General features: G+C 69.3%; 12 protein-coding genes. 2 read left to right on the top strand and 10 right to left on the bottom strand.

The genetic code is table 11. The features are described 5' to 3' along the window. Positions 1-55 precede the first annotated feature (55 nt). Together cydX and HWX36_RS07150 are read left to right on the top strand one after the other, a co-directional pair. Positions 56-172 (top strand): cytochrome bd-I oxidase subunit CydX, encoded by a 117-nt coding sequence (gene cydX / locus HWX36_RS07155; protein WP_011353251.1) that lies wholly within the window; start codon positions 56-58, stop codon positions 170-172. Positions 173-744: 572 nt separating this feature from the next. Next, entirely contained in the window at positions 745-3,228 is a 2,484-nt protein-coding gene (locus HWX36_RS07150; RefSeq protein ID WP_175951479.1) for a family 20 glycosylhydrolase, read from the top strand. A 150-nt stretch (positions 3,229-3,378) separates the two neighbouring features. On the opposite strand, the gene nagE is transcribed toward HWX36_RS07150, so the two are convergent. The 10 genes from nagE to HWX36_RS07100 form a co-directional block, all read right to left on the bottom strand. Further along, positions 3,379-5,148, bottom strand: coding sequence for an N-acetylglucosamine-specific PTS transporter subunit IIBC (nagE, locus tag HWX36_RS07145; protein ID WP_175951478.1), 1,770 nt, complete (start codon positions 5,146-5,148; stop codon positions 3,379-3,381). An 87-nt stretch (positions 5,149-5,235) separates the two neighbouring features. Continuing rightward, on the bottom strand, positions 5,236-7,818 hold the full coding sequence (gene ptsP / locus HWX36_RS07140; protein WP_175951477.1) for a phosphoenolpyruvate--protein phosphotransferase: 2,583 nt from the start codon (positions 7,816-7,818) through the stop codon (positions 5,236-5,238). Between the two features lie 15 nt (positions 7,819-7,833). After that, complete coding sequence (locus HWX36_RS07135; RefSeq protein ID WP_175951503.1) at positions 7,834-8,850, bottom strand: SIS domain-containing protein; 1,017 nt, start codon at positions 8,848-8,850, stop codon at positions 7,834-7,836. Then, positions 8,843-9,946: an N-acetylglucosamine-6-phosphate deacetylase gene (gene nagA, locus HWX36_RS07130; RefSeq protein ID WP_175951476.1), complete on the bottom strand. Its 1,104-nt coding sequence runs from the start codon at positions 9,944-9,946 to the stop codon at positions 8,843-8,845. Before nagA ends, HWX36_RS07135 begins: the two co-directional genes overlap by 8 nt. A 98-nt stretch (positions 9,947-10,044) precedes the next feature. Beyond that, a complete protein-coding gene (locus HWX36_RS07125) occupies positions 10,045-10,779 on the bottom strand; it encodes a GntR family transcriptional regulator (protein ID WP_175951475.1) in 735 nt (244 codons plus the stop codon). A 318-nt stretch (positions 10,780-11,097) separates the two neighbouring features. After that, entirely contained in the window at positions 11,098-14,301 is a 3,204-nt protein-coding gene (locus HWX36_RS07120) for an error-prone DNA polymerase (RefSeq protein WP_175951474.1), read from the bottom strand. Between the two features lie 6 nt (positions 14,302-14,307). Then, positions 14,308-15,795, bottom strand: a complete 1,488-nt coding sequence (locus tag HWX36_RS07115) for a DNA polymerase Y family protein (protein ID WP_175951473.1) — start codon at positions 15,793-15,795, stop codon at positions 14,308-14,310. Next, positions 15,728-16,435, bottom strand: coding sequence for a translesion DNA synthesis-associated protein ImuA (gene imuA, locus HWX36_RS07110; protein ID WP_175951472.1), 708 nt, complete (start codon positions 16,433-16,435; stop codon positions 15,728-15,730). Before imuA ends, HWX36_RS07115 begins: the two co-directional genes overlap by 68 nt. Positions 16,436-16,735: 300 nt before the next feature. Continuing rightward, positions 16,736-17,530, bottom strand: a complete 795-nt coding sequence (locus tag HWX36_RS07105) for an ABC transporter ATP-binding protein (RefSeq protein ID WP_175951471.1) — start codon at positions 17,528-17,530, stop codon at positions 16,736-16,738. Between the two features lies 1 nt (position 17,531). Continuing rightward, positions 17,532-18,428, bottom strand: a complete 897-nt coding sequence (locus HWX36_RS07100; RefSeq protein WP_175951470.1) for an ABC transporter permease — start codon at positions 18,426-18,428, stop codon at positions 17,532-17,534. Between the last annotated feature and the right edge of the window lie 2 nt (positions 18,429-18,430).

Here is an 18,430-nt window from a genome sequence, read left to right as displayed (position 1 = left end):
AACCGGGCCGGGGCGCGCACGCGCCCTCGCCCACCGTTTCGCAAGGAGTCGGATCATGTGGTATTTCAGCTGGATTCTCGGTATCGGCGTCGCGCTGTCGTTCGGCATCGTCAATGCGATGTGGCTCGAAGCGCGGCAGAAGACGCAGGAAGCACGCGTTCGCCACGACTGACGCGGGTGCGGCCGATCGCGCCGCCGCCGTCCCGAAGGAACCTCGCCTTGTGCGAGGTTTTTTTTCGTCCCCGCCGGACAGGCCCGGCGTGCCGATGCCAATTTAGCGCCAGATTGATACCACTTGAATACCAATAAAAGGTTTCATATGATCTTTGGACACGGCCGCAGACAGGCCGAATCCATCTGGTGGGGGAGACATGCAAGTCCCGTATGTGGCGCGCGCGTGCGCGCCGTCTCGTCGACGGCGTGCGACGGCCGGTTGCGCGTCGTTGGCGAGCGTTGCCGTATTCGTCCGCGCGGATTGCGTGCGTGCCTTCGCCATCGGGCGCACCGCCCCGGCAGCACCCGCCGCTGTCGTGCGCCGCCGATGAAGACGCGTACCCGCCCGCGCCGATCCGACCGGCACGCCTGCCCGCCCCCCGTTCCGTAACGCACGCGCACGCGTGCCGACTGCGCGCGGAAAAGCCGCATCGCCCGCGCACCCTGTTGTCCCCGCAGCTCCGTTGAAAGACCCGCTCGCAGCGACGTCATCCCGTGACGCCGCCACGCCCCTTTTTCTCAGGAGTCCGCATGAAGCGAATCTTGTCCACCCTGTTTGCCGGCCTGACGGTCGCGGCACTGTCGCCGGTCGCGCTCGGCGCGCTGCCCGCGTCGAGCGCTGCGGTCGCGACGACCGGCGCCGCACGTCCCCCCGTGCCGCCGGCCGATCTCGCGGCGCGGCTGTCGAACGGCCTCGCGCTGCGCGTCGCCGTCGACAACAATCACGCGGCCGCGGCCGGCGTGCCGTGCGCCGATCTCGGCGCCGACGGTGCGGCCTGCGCGACGGGCCGCCTGATCCTGCAGAACCGCGGCCACCAGGCGATCGCCGACGGCGGCTGGAAGCTCTACCTGCACAGCATCCGCCGCCTGCTGCGGATCGACCGCCCCGGCTTCGCGCTGCGGCGGCTCACCGGCGACCTGTACGAGCTGACGCCGCAGCCGGGCTCGGTGCGGCTTGCGCCGGGCGAGCGCATCGAGCTGCCGTTCGTCGCCGAATACTGGCTGCTGCGCTACAGCGACGTGATCCCGCGCCCGTACGTGGTCGTCGATGGCGCGCCGCCCGCGGTGCTCCGCTACAACGACACCGACGACGAGCTGCGCTACGTCGAATCGCTGCCGGCCGACGCGCAGAACACCTCGACCGGCAATGCGCCGCCCGTGGCCGCGCGGCCCGATGCGAGCCGCGCGCTGCCGAGCGTGAAGCGCGAGCAGCCGCTGCCCGGCACGCTCGACCTGCGCGGCGTCGAGCTCGCGCTACCCGATCTACCGGACGCACAGGTCGCGGCGCTGCGCGAACGCGCGACGACACTCGGGCTCGACGGCGCGCGCGTGCCGGTGCGTGGCGCCGTCGCGCCGCGCCGGCTGCCGGCCGACATCGCGATACCGGGCGGCTATCGGCTCGCAATCGGGCCGCGCGGCGTGCTGATCGAAGGCTACGATCGCGCCGGCCTCTACTACGGCGTGCAGACGCTCTACTCGCTCGCACCCGCCGGCGGCGGCCCGATCCCGGCGATGCGGGTCGAAGATGCGCCGCGCTTCACGCATCGCGGAATGCACGTCGATCTCGCGCGCAACTTCAAGCACCCGGCCACGCTGCGCCGCCTGATCGACCAGATGAGCGCGTACAAGCTCAATCGCCTGCACCTGCATCTGTCCGACGACGAAGGCTGGCGCATCGAGATTCCCGGCCTGCCCGAACTGACCGAGATCGGGGGACGCCGCTGCCACGACCCGAGCGAGACGCGCTGCCTGCTGCCGCAGCTCGGCTCCGGCCCGGACAACCGCTCGGGCGGCGGCTACCTGACGCGTGACGACTACGTGTCGCTGGTGCGCTACGCGGCCGCGCATTTCGTCGAGATCGTCCCCGAGATCGACATGCCCGCGCATGCGCGCGCGGCCGTCGTGACGATGGAGGCACGTTACAAGCGGCTGCATGCAGCCGGCCGCGAGCAGGAAGCGAACGCATACCGGTTGCTCGATCCGCAGGACACCTCGAACCTGACGACGGTGCAGTTCTACGACCGGCGCAGCGACCTGAACCCCTGCGTGCCGGGCGCGCTCAATTTCGCATCGAAGGTGATCCGCGAGATCGCCGCGATGCATGCCGACGCGCAGGCGCCGCTGCACATCTGGCACTACGGCGGCGACGAGGCGAAGAACATCTTCCTCGGCGCGGGCTTCCAGCCGCTGAACGGCACCGATCCGAACAAGGGGCGCATCGATCTCGCCACGCAGGACAAGCCGTGGGCGCGTTCGCCCGCGTGCACGGCACTGCTCCGGCGCGGCGAGATCAAGTCGATCGACGAGTTGCCGACGCGTTTCGCGCAGCAGGTGAGCGCGGCGGTCAACGCGAACGGAATCGACACGATGGCCGCGTGGCAGGACGGCATCAAACATGCAAACGGGCCGCAGGACTTCAGCACGCGCCACGTGATGGTGTCGCTGTGGGACACGATCTTCTGGGGCGCATCGGATAGCGCGCGCGACCTGAGCGGCAAGGGCTACCTGACGGTGCTGGCACTGCCCGACTACCTGTACTTCGACTTCCCGTACACGCTCAACCCGCGCGAGCGCGGCTACTACTGGGGCTCGCACGCGACGGACGAGTACAAGGTGTTCTCGCTCGCGCCCGAGAACCTGCCGCAGAACGCCGAAGTCATGGGCGACCGTGACGGCAACGCGTTCGAGGTCACGGGCACGGGCCCCGCGCCACGCATCGAAGGCATGCAGGGGCAGGCGTGGGGCGAGGTGATGCGCAACGACACCTTCCTCGAGTACATGGCCTATCCGAGGCTGCTCGCGCTGGCCGAGCGCGCCTGGCACCAGGCCGACTGGGAGCTGCCGTATGCGGCCGGCGTGCGCTTCAAGCGCGGCGACACGCATCACGTCGACATCGCCGCGCTGCAGCGCGACTGGGCCGGCTTCGCGACGCTGCTCGCGCAACGCGAATTGCCGAAGCTCGACCGGGCCGGCGTCGGCTACCGGAAGCCGACCTTCACGCTGACGAATCCGTGATCCGCTGAGCGACCAGGCGATGCGCGATGCTGGCGGGCGCATCGCACCTTCATCCGCGCCAAGCAAAAACGGCTTGCGACGCATCGCAAGCCGTTTTCGTTTTGCCGGCCGGCCCGAACCCGCATCGCGGATCGGGCCGGCTTCATCGCATCAGGCCGGCTGTGCGGCCGCCCCGCCGCCCGACGGCGGCAGGCGCGCGCCGAGCTGTTCGGCATAGCGTGCCGCCGCGTTGCCGCAGACGATGTGGAACGTGTCGAGCGACACCCACGCGACGTCGAGCGCACCGAGACGATCGCGATCGACCGCCGACGGATCGCGCACGACCACCCGCAGGCGCGTGGTCGCGACCGCATCGAGCGACACGACGTTGGTCGCGCCGCCGAACACCGCGAGCCAGCGCGTCGGCTCCGGATCGAGCGGGCCGGCGGCCGCGCCGGTGACGGGCTGCGCCGCGGCAGCCGTCGCCGTCGATGCTGCGCCTGCCGCGCCGCTGCCGATGGCGGCACGCATCTCGTCGGCGATGATGTCGGCCTCGGGCCCGATGATCACCTGCACGCTGTTGCCGCCGCGCTTGAGCACGCCGCGCGCGCCGATCGACTTCAGTTCCGGCTCCGAGACCTTCTCCGGATCGACGACGGTCAGGCGCAGGCGCGTCGTGCAGGCGTCGACGACCGACAGGTTGCCTGCCCCGCCGAGCGCGGCGATGTAGCGCTGCGCGCGCGGCGCGGCGGCAACCGCCGCGGCGCCGGCAGCCGGTGCGACGAAGCCGCCCGATGCGTACGATTCGACTGCCGAATCGGCCGATGCCGGCTCACGGCCCGGCGTGGCCATGTTGAACTTGCGGATGAAGAAGCGGAACAGTCCGTAGTACGCGGCGCCGTACGCGATGCCGAGCGGGATCGCGATCCAGCCCTTCGTCGACAGCCCGTAGTTCAGCACGTAGTCGATCGCGCCGGCCGAGAACGTGAAGCCGAGCTTTACGCCGAGGATCTGGCAGATCGCGAGCGACAGCCCCGTCAGCACCGCGTGGATCACGTACAGCACCGGTGCGAGGAACATGAAGCTGAATTCGATCGGCTCGGTCACGCCGGTCAGGAACGACGTGAGCGCCATCGAGAACAGCAGGCCGCCGACCATCGCGCGGCGTTCCTTCGGCGCTTCGTGCAGCATCGCCAGGCACGCGGCCGGCAGGCCGAACATCATGATCGGGAAGAAGCCGGCCATGAAGGTGCCCGCGGTCGGGTCGCCCGCGAAGAAGCGGTGCAGGTCGCCGTGCACGATCTCGCCGCCGGCGGGCGGCGTGAAGTTGCCGAACACGAACCATGCGAGCGAGTTGATGATGTGGTGCAGGCCCGTGACGAGCAGCAGGCGGTTCAGGAAGCCGAACACGAACGCACCGATCGCGCCCGCCGTCGTCAGCCACTGGCCGGCCGCGTCGATCGCATGCTGGACCGGCTGCCATACATACCCGAACACGATGCCGAGCACCACGCAGGCCAGCCCCGTGATGATCGGCACGAACCGTTTCCCGCCGAAGAACGCGAGGTAGTCCGGCAGCTTGATGTCCTTGTAGCGGTTGTACAGCAGGCCCGCCACGACACCGGCGATGATCCCGGACAGCACGCCCATGTTCAGCTTGGGATCGATGTCCTTCATGATCGCGGTTTCGATCAGGTAGCCGATCGCGCCCGCGAGCGCCGCCACGCCGTTGTTGTCCTTCGCGAAACCGACCGCCACGCCGATCGCGAACAGCAGCGGCAGGTTGTCGAAGATCGCGCCGCCGGCGTCGGCGATCATCTTGATGTTGAACACGTCGGGCTGACCGAGTCGCAGCAGGATGCCGGCAACCGGCAGTACCGCGATCGGCAGCATCAGCGCCCGGCCCAGGCCCTGTATTTTCAGAAACGGATTCCCGTTCATTCAGTCCTCCAATCCTTGTCTCGTCGTTAAGCGTCGTTGACCTAATTGCTTTCGTAGTGAAACGGGTCGCGAGCCTGCCTTCGACGTTCAGTCGAGCGGCCAGACCTCGCGGCTTGCTGCCCTTACCGCCTGCGCCGAATCGAGTGCGAGCAGATCCTGCGCGCGCTGACGGCACAACGGGTAATCGAGACGGCGCACCCGCGCCTTGATGCCCGGCACCGACACCGGGTCGACCGACAGTTCGGTCACGCCGAGGCCGACCAGGATCGGCACCGCGAGCGGATCGCCGCCGAGCGCGCCGCACACGCCCACCCACTTGCCGTGCTTCGCGGCGCCGCGCACCGCGATGTCGATCAGGCGCAGCACGGCCGGATGCAGGCCGTCGGATTGCGCTGCCAGGTCGGCCTGGCAGCGGTCCATCGCGAGCGTGTACTGCGTCAGGTCGTTGGTGCCGATCGACAGGAAATCCGCGTGCTGCGCGAGCTGGTCGGCCAGCAGCGCGGCCGACGGCACCTCGATCATCACGCCGACTTCGATCGGCTCGGTGCGCCCCTGCGCGCGCGCGAATTCGTCGATGCGCTTGCGCAACCGCACGAGCTCGCCCGCGTCGGTGACCATCGGCAGCAGGATGCGCACCGCGCCGAACGGCTTCACCGCGAGCAGGCCCTGCAACTGATCGTCGAGCAGGTCGGGGCGCACCTGCGCGAGACGGATGCCGCGCAGGCCGAGCGCCGGGTTCGGTTCGGGCGGCAGCGTCAGGTAGTCGACTTCCTTGTCGGCGCCGACGTCGAGCGTGCGGATGATCGCCGTGCGGCCCTGCAATGCGTCGACGATCGACTGGTAGCTCTGCTGGTGTTCGACGACCGTCGGTGCAGCCTGGCGATGGATGAACATCAGTTCGGTGCGCAGCAGGCCGACCGCGTCGGCGCCGTTGTCGACCGCGGTATTCGCGTCGTCGAGCGTCGCGATGTTCGCGGCGACCTCGATCGCACGGCCATCGACGGTCGAGGCGGCAACGCCCGCCAGTTGCCGGTTCGCCTCGCGCACGCCGTCCAGGCGCTGGCGCTCGTGCCGCGCGCGCTCGACGTCGAGTGCGGTCGGCGCGTGCTCGAGCCGGCCCGCGCTTGCATCGACGACGACCTGCGTGCCGTCCGGAATCGCGTACAGTGCATCGCCGACCGCGACCAGCGCCGGAATGCCGAGCTGCCGCGCGATGATTGCCGCATGCGACGTCGCGCCGCCGCGCGCCATCACGAGCGCGGTCACGCGCTGGCGATCGAGCGACGACAGGTCGGACGGCGTGAATTCCTCGGCCGCGAGCACGGCCTCGTCGGGGAGCGCCCGCGCCGCGCCGTTCGTGTGGCCGAGCGCGCGCAGCACGCGCTTCTCGATGTCGCGCAGGTCGGCTGCGCGTTCGGCGAGCAGCGCATCGTCGAGCTTCGACAGCGTGTCGATCTGCGTGCGGATCGTCGCGCGCCATGCGAAGCCCGCGCTTTTGCCGAGGCTGATCAGGTCGCGCGCCGCGTCGATCAGCGTCGGATCCTCGAGCAGCACGCGGTGCACCGCGAAGATGCCCGCTTCGCCGACCGCGCCGCGCGCCGATGCGTTGCGCACCGTTTCGTCGAGTTCCGCATCGACGGACTTCAGCGCCTGGTCGAGCTGACGGCTTTCCGTGGCCGGCGTGCCGGCAGCCTGCTCGGGCGGCACAATTTCCGCATCGTCGAGACGCACCAGCGTGCCGACCGCGATACCGGGCGCCGCGCACACACCCGCGAGCGTGTTCGGGTCGATCGGGGCACCCACGTTGCGCACGACCGTCTGCGGCGCGGGCGACCTCAGCCGCGCCGGTTTTTCCTCGACTTCACCGTGCGCTTCGCGCAACAGCTCGTGCTCGACCGCATCGACGGCCTGCTGCGCGTGCGCGCCACGGCCGACCAGTTCGACCGTCGCGCCTTCCCCGGCGCCGAGGCCGAGCAGGCCGACGACGCTCGCGATCGATGCCTTGCGGCCGTCGAACAGCACGTCGACGGTCGCGTCGAACCCGCGCACGGCTTCACGCGCACGTGCGGCCGGCCGCGCATGCAGGCCGCCCGGCTGCGCCAGCACGATTTCGCGGCGCACTTCGTTCCCCGCCGCGGCGCTGGTTTGCGCTGCCTGCGCGGCCGCTTCGCCCTTGCCGCGCAGCGCCAGCAGCGGCGTCTCGCCAGCCGTCGCGAAACCGCTGGCGCGCTCGACGACCTCGAACGCATCCGAGTTCGCGATCGCGATCACCGACACGAGCGAATGCGCGCTGCGCGCCACCGCGTCCTGGTCGAACTCGATCAGCAGCGTGCCCGCCTCGACACGCGCGCCGGCCTCGACGTGCGCGATGAAGCCCTGCCCGTTCAGTTCAACGGTATCGATGCCGATGTGCAGCAGCACTTCCGCGCCTTGCGGCGTCGTGATCGTCACGGCATGGCCCGTACGGGCGAGATGCGACACGACGCCCGCGCACGGCGCGACGAGCTGGCCCGCGAGCGGGTCGATGCCGATGCCGTCGCCGAACATCCCGCCGGAGAACACCGGATCGGGCACGTCGGCCAGCGCGACGATCGGCCCCGTCAACGGGGCAAGCAGGACGATCTGATCGGGGGTGGGGCTCTTCAACTGGGACTCCTCGGCACGTCTCATCGGCTGTCTCGGCTATCAGTGCGTTTCGGTGACTTTGTTCAGGTGGCGCGGCGTGTCGGGATTGCGGCCGCGCGCGACGGCAAGATCCGCTGCCATCACGTAGAACGAAAGAATGGCGGCGATCGGATCGAGCGCCGGATGGGCGGACTGCGCGAGCGGCAGCACCGTGCCCGATGTGCCGGGCGTGCCGGCGGGCGCCGCGAGCAGCACGGCGGCGCCGCGGGCGCGCATGTCTTCGGCGAGCTGCAGCAGGCCGGCCTGCTCGGGCCCCGGCGGCGCGAACACGAGCAGCGGATAGTCGCGGTCGATCAGCTCCATCGGGCCGTGACGGACTTCGGCGCTCGAGAACGCCTCGGCCTGGATGCCGGACGTTTCCTTCAGCTTCAGCGCGGCTTCCTGCGCGATCGCGAGGCCCAGGCCGCGGCCGATCACGATCATCCGTTCGACACCCGCCAGCGCGGCAACGGCCTGCGACCAGTCGAGCTGGCCAGCCTGCGCGAGCACGTCGGGCAGGCCGCGCAGCGCGGTCATCAGCGCGGCGTCGCGCTGCCAGTAGGCCACGATCTGCGCGGACAGCGACAGCATCGCGATATAGCTCTTGGTCGCGGCCACCGACAGTTCGGGGCCGGCGAGCAGCGGCAACTGGTGCTCGCACGCATCGGCGAGCGGCGAGGGCAGCACGTTCACGGCGGCGACGGTGCGCGCGCCGGCTTCGCGCAGCGCGGCCATCGTGTTGACGAGATCGGGGCTCTTGCCCGACTGGGAGAACGCGATCGCGAGCTGGTCCTGCACCTTCAGCGGCGCCTGCTGCAGCGTCGCGACCGACATCGGCAGCGACGCGACCGGCACGCCGAGGCGGCTCATCGTCAGGCTCGCGAAATAGCTCGCGGCGTGATCCGAGCTGCCGCGCGCGACCGTCAGCGCGACGGCCGGCGGGTGATCGAGCAATTGGCCGGCGAGCGCTTCGACGCGCGTGGTGTCGGCGATCTGCGCGGCGACGACCTGGGCGGACTCGCGCGCTTCCTTAAGCATATTCGACAATCGATTCTCCTTCGACGTAAGTCGCGGTGAGGTTCAGGTCGCGATCGAACACCGCGAGGTCGGCCCATGCGCCGCGCTCGAGGCGGCCGCGATCGGCGATGCCGAGATAGTCGGCCGCATAGCGCGACATCCGGTTCGACACGTCGGCGATCGGCAGGCCGAGCGACACGAGGTTGCGCAGCGCCTGGTCCATCGTCAGCGTGCTGCCGGCGAGCGTGCCGTCGGCGAGCCGCACGCCGCCGAGGCACTTCGTCACGTGCTGGCTGCCGAGCCGGTATTCGCCGTCGGGCATCCCGGTGGCGGACGTGCTGTCGGTCACGACGTACAGGCGCGGGATCGCGCGCAGCGCAGCACGAATCGCGCCCGGGTGGACGTGCAGCAGGTCTGGGATGATTTCCGCGTATTCGGCATGCGCAAGCGCCGCGCCTACCAGGCCCGGGTTGCGGTGATGCAGCGGCGACATCGCGTTGAACAGATGCGTGAAGCCGCACGCGCCGTGCTTGAGCGCGGCCACCGCGTCGTCGTAGGTCGCGAGCGAATGGCCGAGCTGCACGCGCACGCCGCGCGCGGCCATCTCGCCGATGATCTCGATGTGGCCGGCGATTTCCGGCGCGAGCGTGACAACGCGGATCGGTGCGATCGACAGGTACTTCAGCACTTCGTCGAGCACGGCCGACACGGCCGCGTCGGGTTGCGCGCCGAGCTTGCCGGGGTTGATGTACGGCCCTTCGAGGTGCACGCCGAGCACGCGCGCGCCGCCCGGCGTGCGGGTGCGTGCAACGCTGCCGAGGTTGCCGACGACTTTCATCAGTTCGTCGCGCGGCGCGGTCATCGTCGTCGCGAGCAGGCTCGTCGTGCCGAATTGCGCGTGCGTGCGGGCGATCGTCTCGATCGCGTCGCCGCCTTCCATCACGTCGGCGCCGCCGCCGCCGTGCACGTGCAGGTCGATGAAGCCGGGCAGGATGTAAGGCGCGTCGTTCTTCGCGGGATCGACGGGCTTGCCGTCAAGCGTGGTGATGCGGCCGTTCTCGCTATCGAGCGAACCGTGAATCCAGCCGTCGGGGGTAAGGATGTTTCCAGTCAGCATGACGTTCTCTTGATGATCTGGTGACGCGGGCATCCGCGTCGTGATTTGCAAATCCGTGTCGTTGCTTCACGCGGGTCGCGCGCGTGCAGTCTCGCGCGTCAGCGTTTCAGTTCGGCGACGAAGTCGTAGTAATCGTCGCGGCAATACGTTTCACTCACTTCGATCGCGCGCTGGTCGGCGCCGTAGCCGATCCGCGTGATCACCAGCAGCGCCGAACCCGGCTTCACCGCCATCCATTTCGCGATCGCGTGGGTCGCGTTCGCCGCGCGAAAGTGCTGCAGCGCGCGCACGACGGTCATCCCGCGCGCTTCGAGGTATTCGTACAGCGACGCGCCGAGCACCTGCGGATCGGGCACCACCGCGGCCGGCAGCGTCGAGTGCTCGACGGCCATCACGATGCCGTCCGCGCGGCGCAGCCGTTCGAGTCGCGCCACCGTCGCGCCGGGCGCGAGGCCGAGACGCGTGATCTCGTCGCGGTTTGCGGCGCGCAGCGTGCGCGACAGCCATACCGAATCGGGCACGAAGCCGCGCTGCCGCATCTTCGCGGTGAAGCCGACGAGACGCGACAGCGGATCGGCAACGCGCGGCGTGATGAAGCTGCCCGCCCCGCGCGCCCGCTTGATCAGCCCCTGCTCGACCAGCAGCGCGAGTGCGCGACGGGCCGTGATCCTCGACACACCGACCGACACCGACAGCAGCCGCTCCGACGGCAGCGCCTCACCGGCCCGCCATGCGCCGGCGTGGATCGCACTCGCCAGGTTGCGGGCGAGCTGCAGATAAAGCGGCGTGTCGCTGAGGGGATCGGGCGCCAGTTCGGACCAGCCGGTTTCCATGTGCCTCCGGGTGTCGGACGACGGCCTCGGGCCGTCGAAAGTGAGGGCATTATATAACCACCATAATACCAGTCAACGAACTGGTATTAGTGGTACAGGAATCGCCGAAAGCCTTGCCAGGCAAGCGGTTTAGTTCCAACAAACCTTTTGTTTAAAACAAAGTACCGGATAGGGATTTACCCGGATTGGTATGCAAGGGGACAGTTCAAGTACGCGTCTCGGCCGGCTTTTGGGCGCGAATATGAGACCTGAATAGAACCAGTTGAGCCGACTGGTATGCACGGGTGACGGCAGGCGCGCCGCGACCGCCACGGTGCGTCAGTGGAATTCGCGGCTCGCTGTGCGCAGGCCGCCGAGCAGCGGCGTCAGATCCTCGAAGTGTTGTGCGACGAGGTGCCTCACGTCGCTCACGACCTGCCACACGCCGGACGCCGCGAGCAGCCGCGAATCGAGGGTTTCGCGGCGCTGCCGCGCGAGCAGTTCGGGCCGGACGATCAGGTTCACGCAGCCGGTTTCGTCCTCGAGCGTCATGAACATCACGCCTTTCGCGGTGCCCGGCATCTGCCGTGCGGTCACGAGCCCGCACGCGCGCGCGAGCCGGCCATCGGGGCGGTCATGCAATTCGGCCGCGGACGACAGGCGCCGCGCGCGCAGCTCGGGCCGCAGCAGCGCGACGGGATGGCGGTTCAGCGTGAGGCCGGTGGTGTGATAGTCGGCGAGGATCTCGTCGGCTTCCGACGGCGCGCCGAATGCGGGCTTCTCCACTTCGTCGATCGGCGCGGCAGCGAGCAGGTCGCGCTCGGGGGCTGCTGCGACCGCTTGCCACAATGCGTCGCGGCGATGGCCGGCGAGCGTCGCGAGCGCGTTCGCGGCGGCGAGCGCTTCGAGGTCGCGGCATTCGAGCTGCGCGCGGCGCGCGAGGGTGTCGACACTGTCGAACGGGCCGGCTGCGCGTGCCGCTTCGATGCGGCGCGCGGCGGCTTCGCCGAGACCGCGCACGAGCGACAGGCCGAGCCGCACAGCGGGCTGGCCGCGCGGAGGCGGCTGGTCGGGCAGCGCTTCCAGCGACGCTTCCCAGTTGCTTTGCGTCACGTCGATCGGCAGCACCTGCACGCCGTGCCGCTTCGCGTCCTGCACGAGTTGCGACGGCGGGTAGAAACCCATCGGCTGGCTGTTCAGCAATGCGGCGAGGAAGATCGCCGGTTCGTGGCATTTGAGCCAGCTGCTGGCGTACGCGAGTTTCGCGAAGCTTGCCGCATGGCTTTCGGGGAATCCGTAATCGCCGAAGCCCTTGATCTGTTCGAAGATCTGTTCGGCGAAGTCGGGTGGATAGTCGCGCTCGCGCATCCCGTCGACGATCTTGCGGTGATATTTCTCGAGATTGCCCTTGCGCTTCCACGCGGCCATCGCGCGGCGCAGCTCATCGGCCTCGCCGGGCGTGAAGCCTGCCGCGATCATCGCGATCTGCATCACCTGCTCCTGGAAGATCGGCACGCCGTACGTACGTTCGAGCGCGGGCTTCAACTCCTCCTTCGGATAACTGACCTTTTCGATTCCCCGGCGCCGTTTCAGATAGGGGTGCACTGCCCCGCCCTGGATCGGCCCCGGCCGCACGATCGCCACCTCGATCACCAGATCGTAGTAAGTCTTCGGGCGCAGGCGCGGCAGCATCGACATCTGCGCGCGCGATTCGATCTGGAACACGCCGACTGTGTCGGCGCGACAGATCATGTCGTAGGTCGCCTTGTCATCCTGCGGAATATGCTTCAGCGTGAACGGCTCGCCGCCCGGTTTCGGCGGCCCGCGCCATGCGGTGCGCATGTCGAACGCGCGATGCAGCGCCGACAGCATGCCGAGCGCGAGCACGTCGACCTTCATCAGCTTGAGCGATTCGAGATCGTCTTTATCCCACTGGATCACGCGCCGCCCGTCCATCGCCGCGTTCTCGACGGGCACGAGCCGCGTGAGCTTGCCGCGGCTGATCACGAAACCGCCCGAGTGCTGCGACAAGTGGCGCGGAAAGTTGAGCAGTCGCCCCGACAGTTCGGCCCATGCGCGAATCATCGGCGTCGCCGGGTCGAGCCCGGTCGTCGCGAATTGCTGCAACAGGTCACGGCTGCCGTCGAACCAGCGATGCCCCTTCGCGACGCGATCGATCAGCATCGGATCGACACCGAGCGCCTTGCCGGTTTCGCGCAGCACGCCGCGCGGACGATAGGTCGAAACGGCCGCCGCGAGCGCCGCGCGATCCTTGCCGTATTTCTTGTAGATATGCTGAATCACTTCCTCCCGACGCTGATGCTCGAAGTCGACGTCGATGTCGGGCGGCTCGCCACGCTCCTCGCTGATGAAACGCTCGAACAGCATCGTGCTCTGATCGGGGTCGACCTCGGTGATGCCCAGGCAGTAACAGACTACCGAGTTCGCTGCCGAGCCTCTGCCCTGGCACAGAATGTTCTGGCTGCGCGCGTATTTGACGATGTCGTAGACGGTCAGGAAGAACGGTTCGTAGCTCAGCTTCGCGATCAGGTCGAGTTCATACCGGATCTGCTTCGCCACTTTCTCCGGAATGCCGTTCGGATAACGCTCGGCCGCGCCTGCCCGGGTTTCCTGTTCCAGATAGCTCGTCGGCGTGAGCCCCTTCGGCACGATCTCGTCGGGATACTCGTAGCGCAGCGAATCGAGTTCGAAATGACAAGCATCGAGAATCGCGCACGTCTGCGCGATCTCCTCCGGCGAGTACAGTTGCCCGATTCGCTGTCGCGAGCGCAGATGCTGTTCCGCATTCGGCGCGAGCGCATACCCGCACTCGGAAACCGGCATGCCGACGCGGATTGCCGTCATCACGTCCTGCAGTTCCTTGCACGAGCGCCGGTGCATCGTCACGTCACCCAGCGCGACGATGCGCACGCCACGTCGTTCGCCGGCCGCACGAATCTCCTCGCGCTGTACCCCATCCAGCGCGCGCTGCAACTGCACGAGCCCGAGCCGCGCACGTTCGCCGAACGTCGCGCGAAACCACGCGACCTGCGCATCGAGTACATCGGCACGCACCGGATACGTGGGCACGAGAATCGCGAAGCAGTCGGGCATGCCGCGCAAGTGCGCAAACTCGGCAGGCGGCGCCGACAGCATCCGCGACGTCAGCGTGTAAGTGCCCTTCGGCGATGCCATTCGCCGCCACGAAATCAGCTCGGACAGGTTGCCGTAGCCCTCGCGGTTCTGCGCCAGCAACACGAGCCCGAACGCGCCGGGGCCCGGATCGTGGCCGGGCGCGACTTCATCCGGCGTGACGTCGAAATACGAACCGATGACGAGCGGCAGCCCTTTCGCCTTCGCGGCGACATGCATGCGCGGCGCACCTGCGAGCGAACATTCGTCGGTGATCGCGATCCCGCGATAGCCGAGTTCGCACGCACGTTCGACCAGTTCCTCCGCATGCGACGCGCCATGCAGGAACGAGAAGTTCGAGCGGCAAAACAACTCCGCGTAATCGGGCAGCCAGCTGAATTCCGCAACCATCGCCGCTCACCCGAACAGGCCGTGCAGGAACCAGCGCGGCTCGGACTCGCTCCTCGCCCGTTCCTTGAATACCCAGTAGCACGCACCGGCCTCGTCCTGCGCGACGCAGTAATCGCGTGCAGCAAGCTGACCATCGAACCACCCTGCCTCGATCCGCTCCACCGACGACATCATCCTGAGCGGCGTATGAAATACCGGCCGCTCCCCGCGCATCAGCAACGGCAGCGGCTCGGCCAGCAGCCACGCGGGACGCGGCGGCACGGCCGGCGGGCCAGCGGCCGGCTTGCCGGCCTGCGCATCGAGCGGCAACCAGCGGTTCGCGGCCTCGGGCCGGTAATCGGCAACCGGCGCCGCGCGCAGCACGTTCTCCGCGCCGAGCCGCGCGACCAGCAGCTCGAACAGCCGCGCGCGCGTCTCGCGCGTGCCGCCCGGCTCGGGGAAAAGATCGTCGGCGGGCGGCGCGACCGATTCGACGCGCGTGGCCTTCAGGCGCACCGCGATCACCGCGGCCGGCAGCTCGACGCGTGCGAGCCGCTCGCCGAGCAGCCGCATGAAATGCGCCTCGTCGCGCACGGGTGCGGCGAATGCGAGTTCGAGCGGCGTCGGCGGCACGGCCTGGCGGCCGCGCTCGTGCTCGAGATCGAACGTCATCGCGGCCAGCGACAGTTGCCGCGCGGCCAGCCAGCCGCAGAGCTGCACGACGAGCCGCCGCGCGGCGAACAGCACGGCTTCCGCGTATTCGACGCGCTCCGGCAATTCGAGCCGCACGTCGAACACGGGCGGCACCGCCATCCACGCAAGCGGCTCGACCGCATCGCCGTACGCACGATCGAGCGCGGCCAGCAGCGCGGGACCGCAGCGGCGCTGCAGCCCCGCGCGCGGCAGGCGGCGCAGATCGGCGAGCCTGCGGCAACCGAGACCGTCGAACCAGCCCGCATACGGACGCGCATCGGGCAACAGCACGCACGGCAGCCCGTCGAGCGCGCGAACCAGCGACGCAGGGGCGGCCACCCGGCGCCGGATCCGCGCGCGGGCCGAGACACGCGCGAGCAGCCACGCACCGCGCCCGGTCGGCGCGGCGGACAGGCGCGCCGCATAACCGAGCGCCGCGAGCGTCGCACGCACCTGGCGGCACAGCGACGGCAAGCCGCCGAACAGGCGCAGGCTCGGGCCGACGTCGACGATCAGCGTGGCTTCGTCGTCGAGCGCGACGCACGGCGAGAAGCGCAGCAACGCGAGCGCGACCGCGCGCAGCGCATCGGCCTCGCGCGCGGGATCGCGTTCGACGAGTTGCGTGTCGGGCGTGAGCGTCAGCACGCCGCCGCGCTTCATGCCCGCGCGCACGCCTTGCCGGCGCGCGGCTGCATCGGCGATCAGCACGACGCCTTGCTCGAGCACCGCGCAGCCGGCGCCGCCGGCCGCTGCGTCAGACGGCGGCGGGGCGCACACGTCGAGCGGCAGGCGCGGCAGATGGATGCCGAGCAAGACGCGCATAGCGGCTCTCCACGATGGGCGACGGCAGGTCGAGCACGAGCGGCTCGCCGCGCGCCGGCCCGCGACGCTTGACGATATCGAGCGACACGCCGCCCGGCACGGGGTACAGCGCGACGCGCAGCACGGCCGGCGACGGCTGCCGCACGGCCGACAGCGGGCGCAACATCACGAATAGCGTGTCGCCCGTGCGCGCGGCCGCGAGATGCAGGCGCCGCAGCGCATCGGGCCGCGGGTCCTGCCAGAGCAGCAGCGCGCCGCAACAGCCGGTCTTGAGCGCCTGTTCGGCGGCCCACAACGCATCCGTGCGGCTGTCGGCGCGCAGCCACAGCAACGCGTCGGCCGGCACGCCGAGACTGGCGAGCGCGGTCGCATGCGGCGATTGCGGCGGCGCGACGAGCGCGAGCGGACGCCGGGCGCTGACGGTGCGTGCGAGCGCGGGCGCGAGCAGCCGCATCTCGCCGCACCCCGGCTGCGCGGCCAGCAGTTCGACGAGCCCGCCGACCGGCCAGCCGCCGCCCGGCAGCTCGGCGGACAGCGGCGCAAAGCCCGTGTCGATCGTGCGCGGACCACCGCGCGCGAGCTGCGAGCCACGCCAGAGCGATGGATGAAGGGATTCGGGAGAAATGGAGGATGCGAGCATGACGCCACCCACAACTGTATGGATATACAGTATATGGCAATGCGCCCGCATCGCACAGCGCCGGTGCGAAACCGGTTTTTTGTCAGAGGAAAAACGGGGAGAAAGCCGGCGCACCCGTCATGTTGCGGCGCGCCGGATCGGGCGTGGCCGGATCGTGCCGCCCGAACGCACGCTACAACCATCCGGCCCGATGCGGCGCACGCGCGCCGAATCGCCCGGCCGGATCGGCATGCCCACCCTCGCGCGAACCGGCACGGTGCGGCACCCCGCACCGCACCGCGCCGGCCCGCCTGCCGCCCGTCAGCCGAGCAGCAACGCGTCGTCGTCGAGCTGCTCGTGACGCACCTTCTCGAACATCTGCAGCAGGTCCGGCACGTCGAGCCCCTTGCGCGCGTCGCCCGACACGTCGAGCACGACCTGCCCCTGGTGCAGCATCACCGTGCGGTCGCCGTAGTCGAGCGCCTGCCGCATGCTGTGCGTGACCATCATCGTCGTCAGCTTGCTCTCGGCGACGATGCGCGCGGTCAGTTCCAGCACGAATGCGGCCGTCTTCGGATCGAGCGCGGCGGTGTGCTCGTCGAGCAGCAGGATCCGCGACGGCCGCAGCGACGCCATCAACAGGCTCACCGCCTGCCGCTGGCCGCCCGACAGCAGCCCGATCCGGTCGGTCAGCCGGTTCTCGAGGCCGAGGTTCAGGAGCCGCAGCTTGTCGCGGAACAGCGCGCGAGACGGCCGGTCGAGCGCGGCCCGGAAGCCGCGCCGCGCACCACGCGCCATCGCGAGCGCCATGTTCTCCTCGATCGTCAGCGCCTCGCAGGTGCCGGCCATCGGATCCTGGAACACGCGCGCGACGAGGTGCGCGCGATCCCACGCGGCCTTGCGTGTGACGTCCGCGCCGTCGATCGAGATGCGCCCCGCATCGACGGCCTGGTCGCCGCTGACCGCATTGAGGAAGGTCGACTTGCCGGCGCCATTCGAGCCGATCACCGCGACGAACTGGCCGTCGGGAATCTCGAGAGACAGCCCGCGCAGCGCACGCGTCTCGATCGGCGTGCCGGGATTGAACGTGAGTGTCAGGTCTCGTGCGGACAGCATGTCAGGCCCCTCCGTTCTTGCGCGCGAACAGCTTCTTGCGCGTCGCCGGCAGCACCAGCGCGATCGTGACGAGCGCGGCCGTCACGAGGTTCAGATCCTGCGCCTTCAGCCCGATGAATTCGCTGTTGAGCGCAAGCGCGATGAAGAAGCGGTAGACGATCGCGCCGAGCACGACGGCAAGCGTCGTCAGCACGAGCCGGCGCGCCGGCAGCAGCGTTTCGCCGATGATCACCGCGGCCAGCCCGATCACAATCGTGCCGATCCCCATCGAGATATCCGCGCCGCCCTGCGTCTGCGCGAACAACGCGCCTGCGAGCGCGACGAGCGCGTTCGACAGCGCCATCCCGGCGAGCGTCGCGCGGCCGGTCGCGATACCTTGCGCACGCGCCATCCGCGGGTTCGCGCCGGTCGCGCGCATCGCGAGGCCGAGCTGCGACGAGAAGAACCAGTCGAGGCCGAGCTTCGCGACCACGACGACGATCGCGAGCAGCGCCGGGCGCAGCACGTAGTCGGGCATCCAGTCGGGCTGCAGCACGGTGAAGAGGGTCGGCTCGGTGATGAGCGGCACGTTCGGCCGACCCATGATCCGCAGGTTCACCGAATACAGCGCGATCATCATCAGGATACTGGCGAGCAGGTCCATGATCTTCAGGCGCACGTTGAGCCACCCGGTGACGAAGCCGGCCGCCGCGCCCGCGACGATCGCGATGCAGGTCGAGCTGAACGGGTCGTAGCCGGCCGAGATCAGCGTCGCGGCGACGGCGCCGCCGAGTGGAAAGCTGCCGTCGACAGTGAGGTCGGGGAAGTTGAGGATGCGAAACGAGATCAGCACCCCGAGGGCGACGAGACTGAAGATCAGGCCGATCTCCAGCGCGCCCAGAAACGAGAACAGAGACATGA

Origin of the sequence: Burkholderia sp. BCC0405 (assembly GCF_902833075.1) — a bacterium.
Classification (GTDB): Bacteria; Pseudomonadota; Gammaproteobacteria; order Burkholderiales; family Burkholderiaceae; genus Burkholderia.
The sequence above is the reverse complement of the archived record's forward strand: the minus strand, read 5'-3'. Positions and strand labels throughout refer to the sequence as shown.

Excerpts from the sequence above, each read along its gene's own strand:
- HWX36_RS07100 (WP_175951470.1), bottom strand. The coding sequence starts at position 18,428 with ATGTCTCTGTTCTCGTTTCTGGGCGCGCTGGAGATCGGCCTGATCTTC.
- HWX36_RS07135 (WP_175951503.1), bottom strand. The coding sequence starts at position 8,850 with ATGCTTAAGGAAGCGCGCGAGTCCGCCCAGGTCGTCGCCGCGCAGATC.
- HWX36_RS07105 (WP_175951471.1), bottom strand. The coding sequence starts at position 17,530 with ATGCTGTCCGCACGAGACCTGACACTCACGTTCAATCCCGGCACGCCG.
- HWX36_RS07115 (WP_175951473.1), bottom strand. The coding sequence starts at position 15,795 with ATGCGCGTCTTGCTCGGCATCCATCTGCCGCGCCTGCCGCTCGACGTG.
- ptsP (WP_175951477.1), bottom strand. The coding sequence starts at position 7,818 with ATGAGACGTGCCGAGGAGTCCCAGTTGAAGAGCCCCACCCCCGATCAG.
- imuA (WP_175951472.1), bottom strand. The coding sequence starts at position 16,435 with ATGCTCGCATCCTCCATTTCTCCCGAATCCCTTCATCCATCGCTCTGG.
- nagA (WP_175951476.1), bottom strand. The coding sequence starts at position 9,946 with ATGCTGACTGGAAACATCCTTACCCCCGACGGCTGGATTCACGGTTCG.
- HWX36_RS07120 (WP_175951474.1), bottom strand. The coding sequence starts at position 14,301 with ATGGTTGCGGAATTCAGCTGGCTGCCCGATTACGCGGAGTTGTTTTGC.
- nagE (WP_175951478.1), bottom strand. The coding sequence starts at position 5,148 with ATGAACGGGAATCCGTTTCTGAAAATACAGGGCCTGGGCCGGGCGCTG.
- HWX36_RS07150 (WP_175951479.1), top strand. The coding sequence starts at position 745 with ATGAAGCGAATCTTGTCCACCCTGTTTGCCGGCCTGACGGTCGCGGCA.
- HWX36_RS07125 (WP_175951475.1), bottom strand. The coding sequence starts at position 10,779 with ATGGAAACCGGCTGGTCCGAACTGGCGCCCGATCCCCTCAGCGACACG.
- cydX (WP_011353251.1), top strand. The coding sequence starts at position 56 with ATGTGGTATTTCAGCTGGATTCTCGGTATCGGCGTCGCGCTGTCGTTC.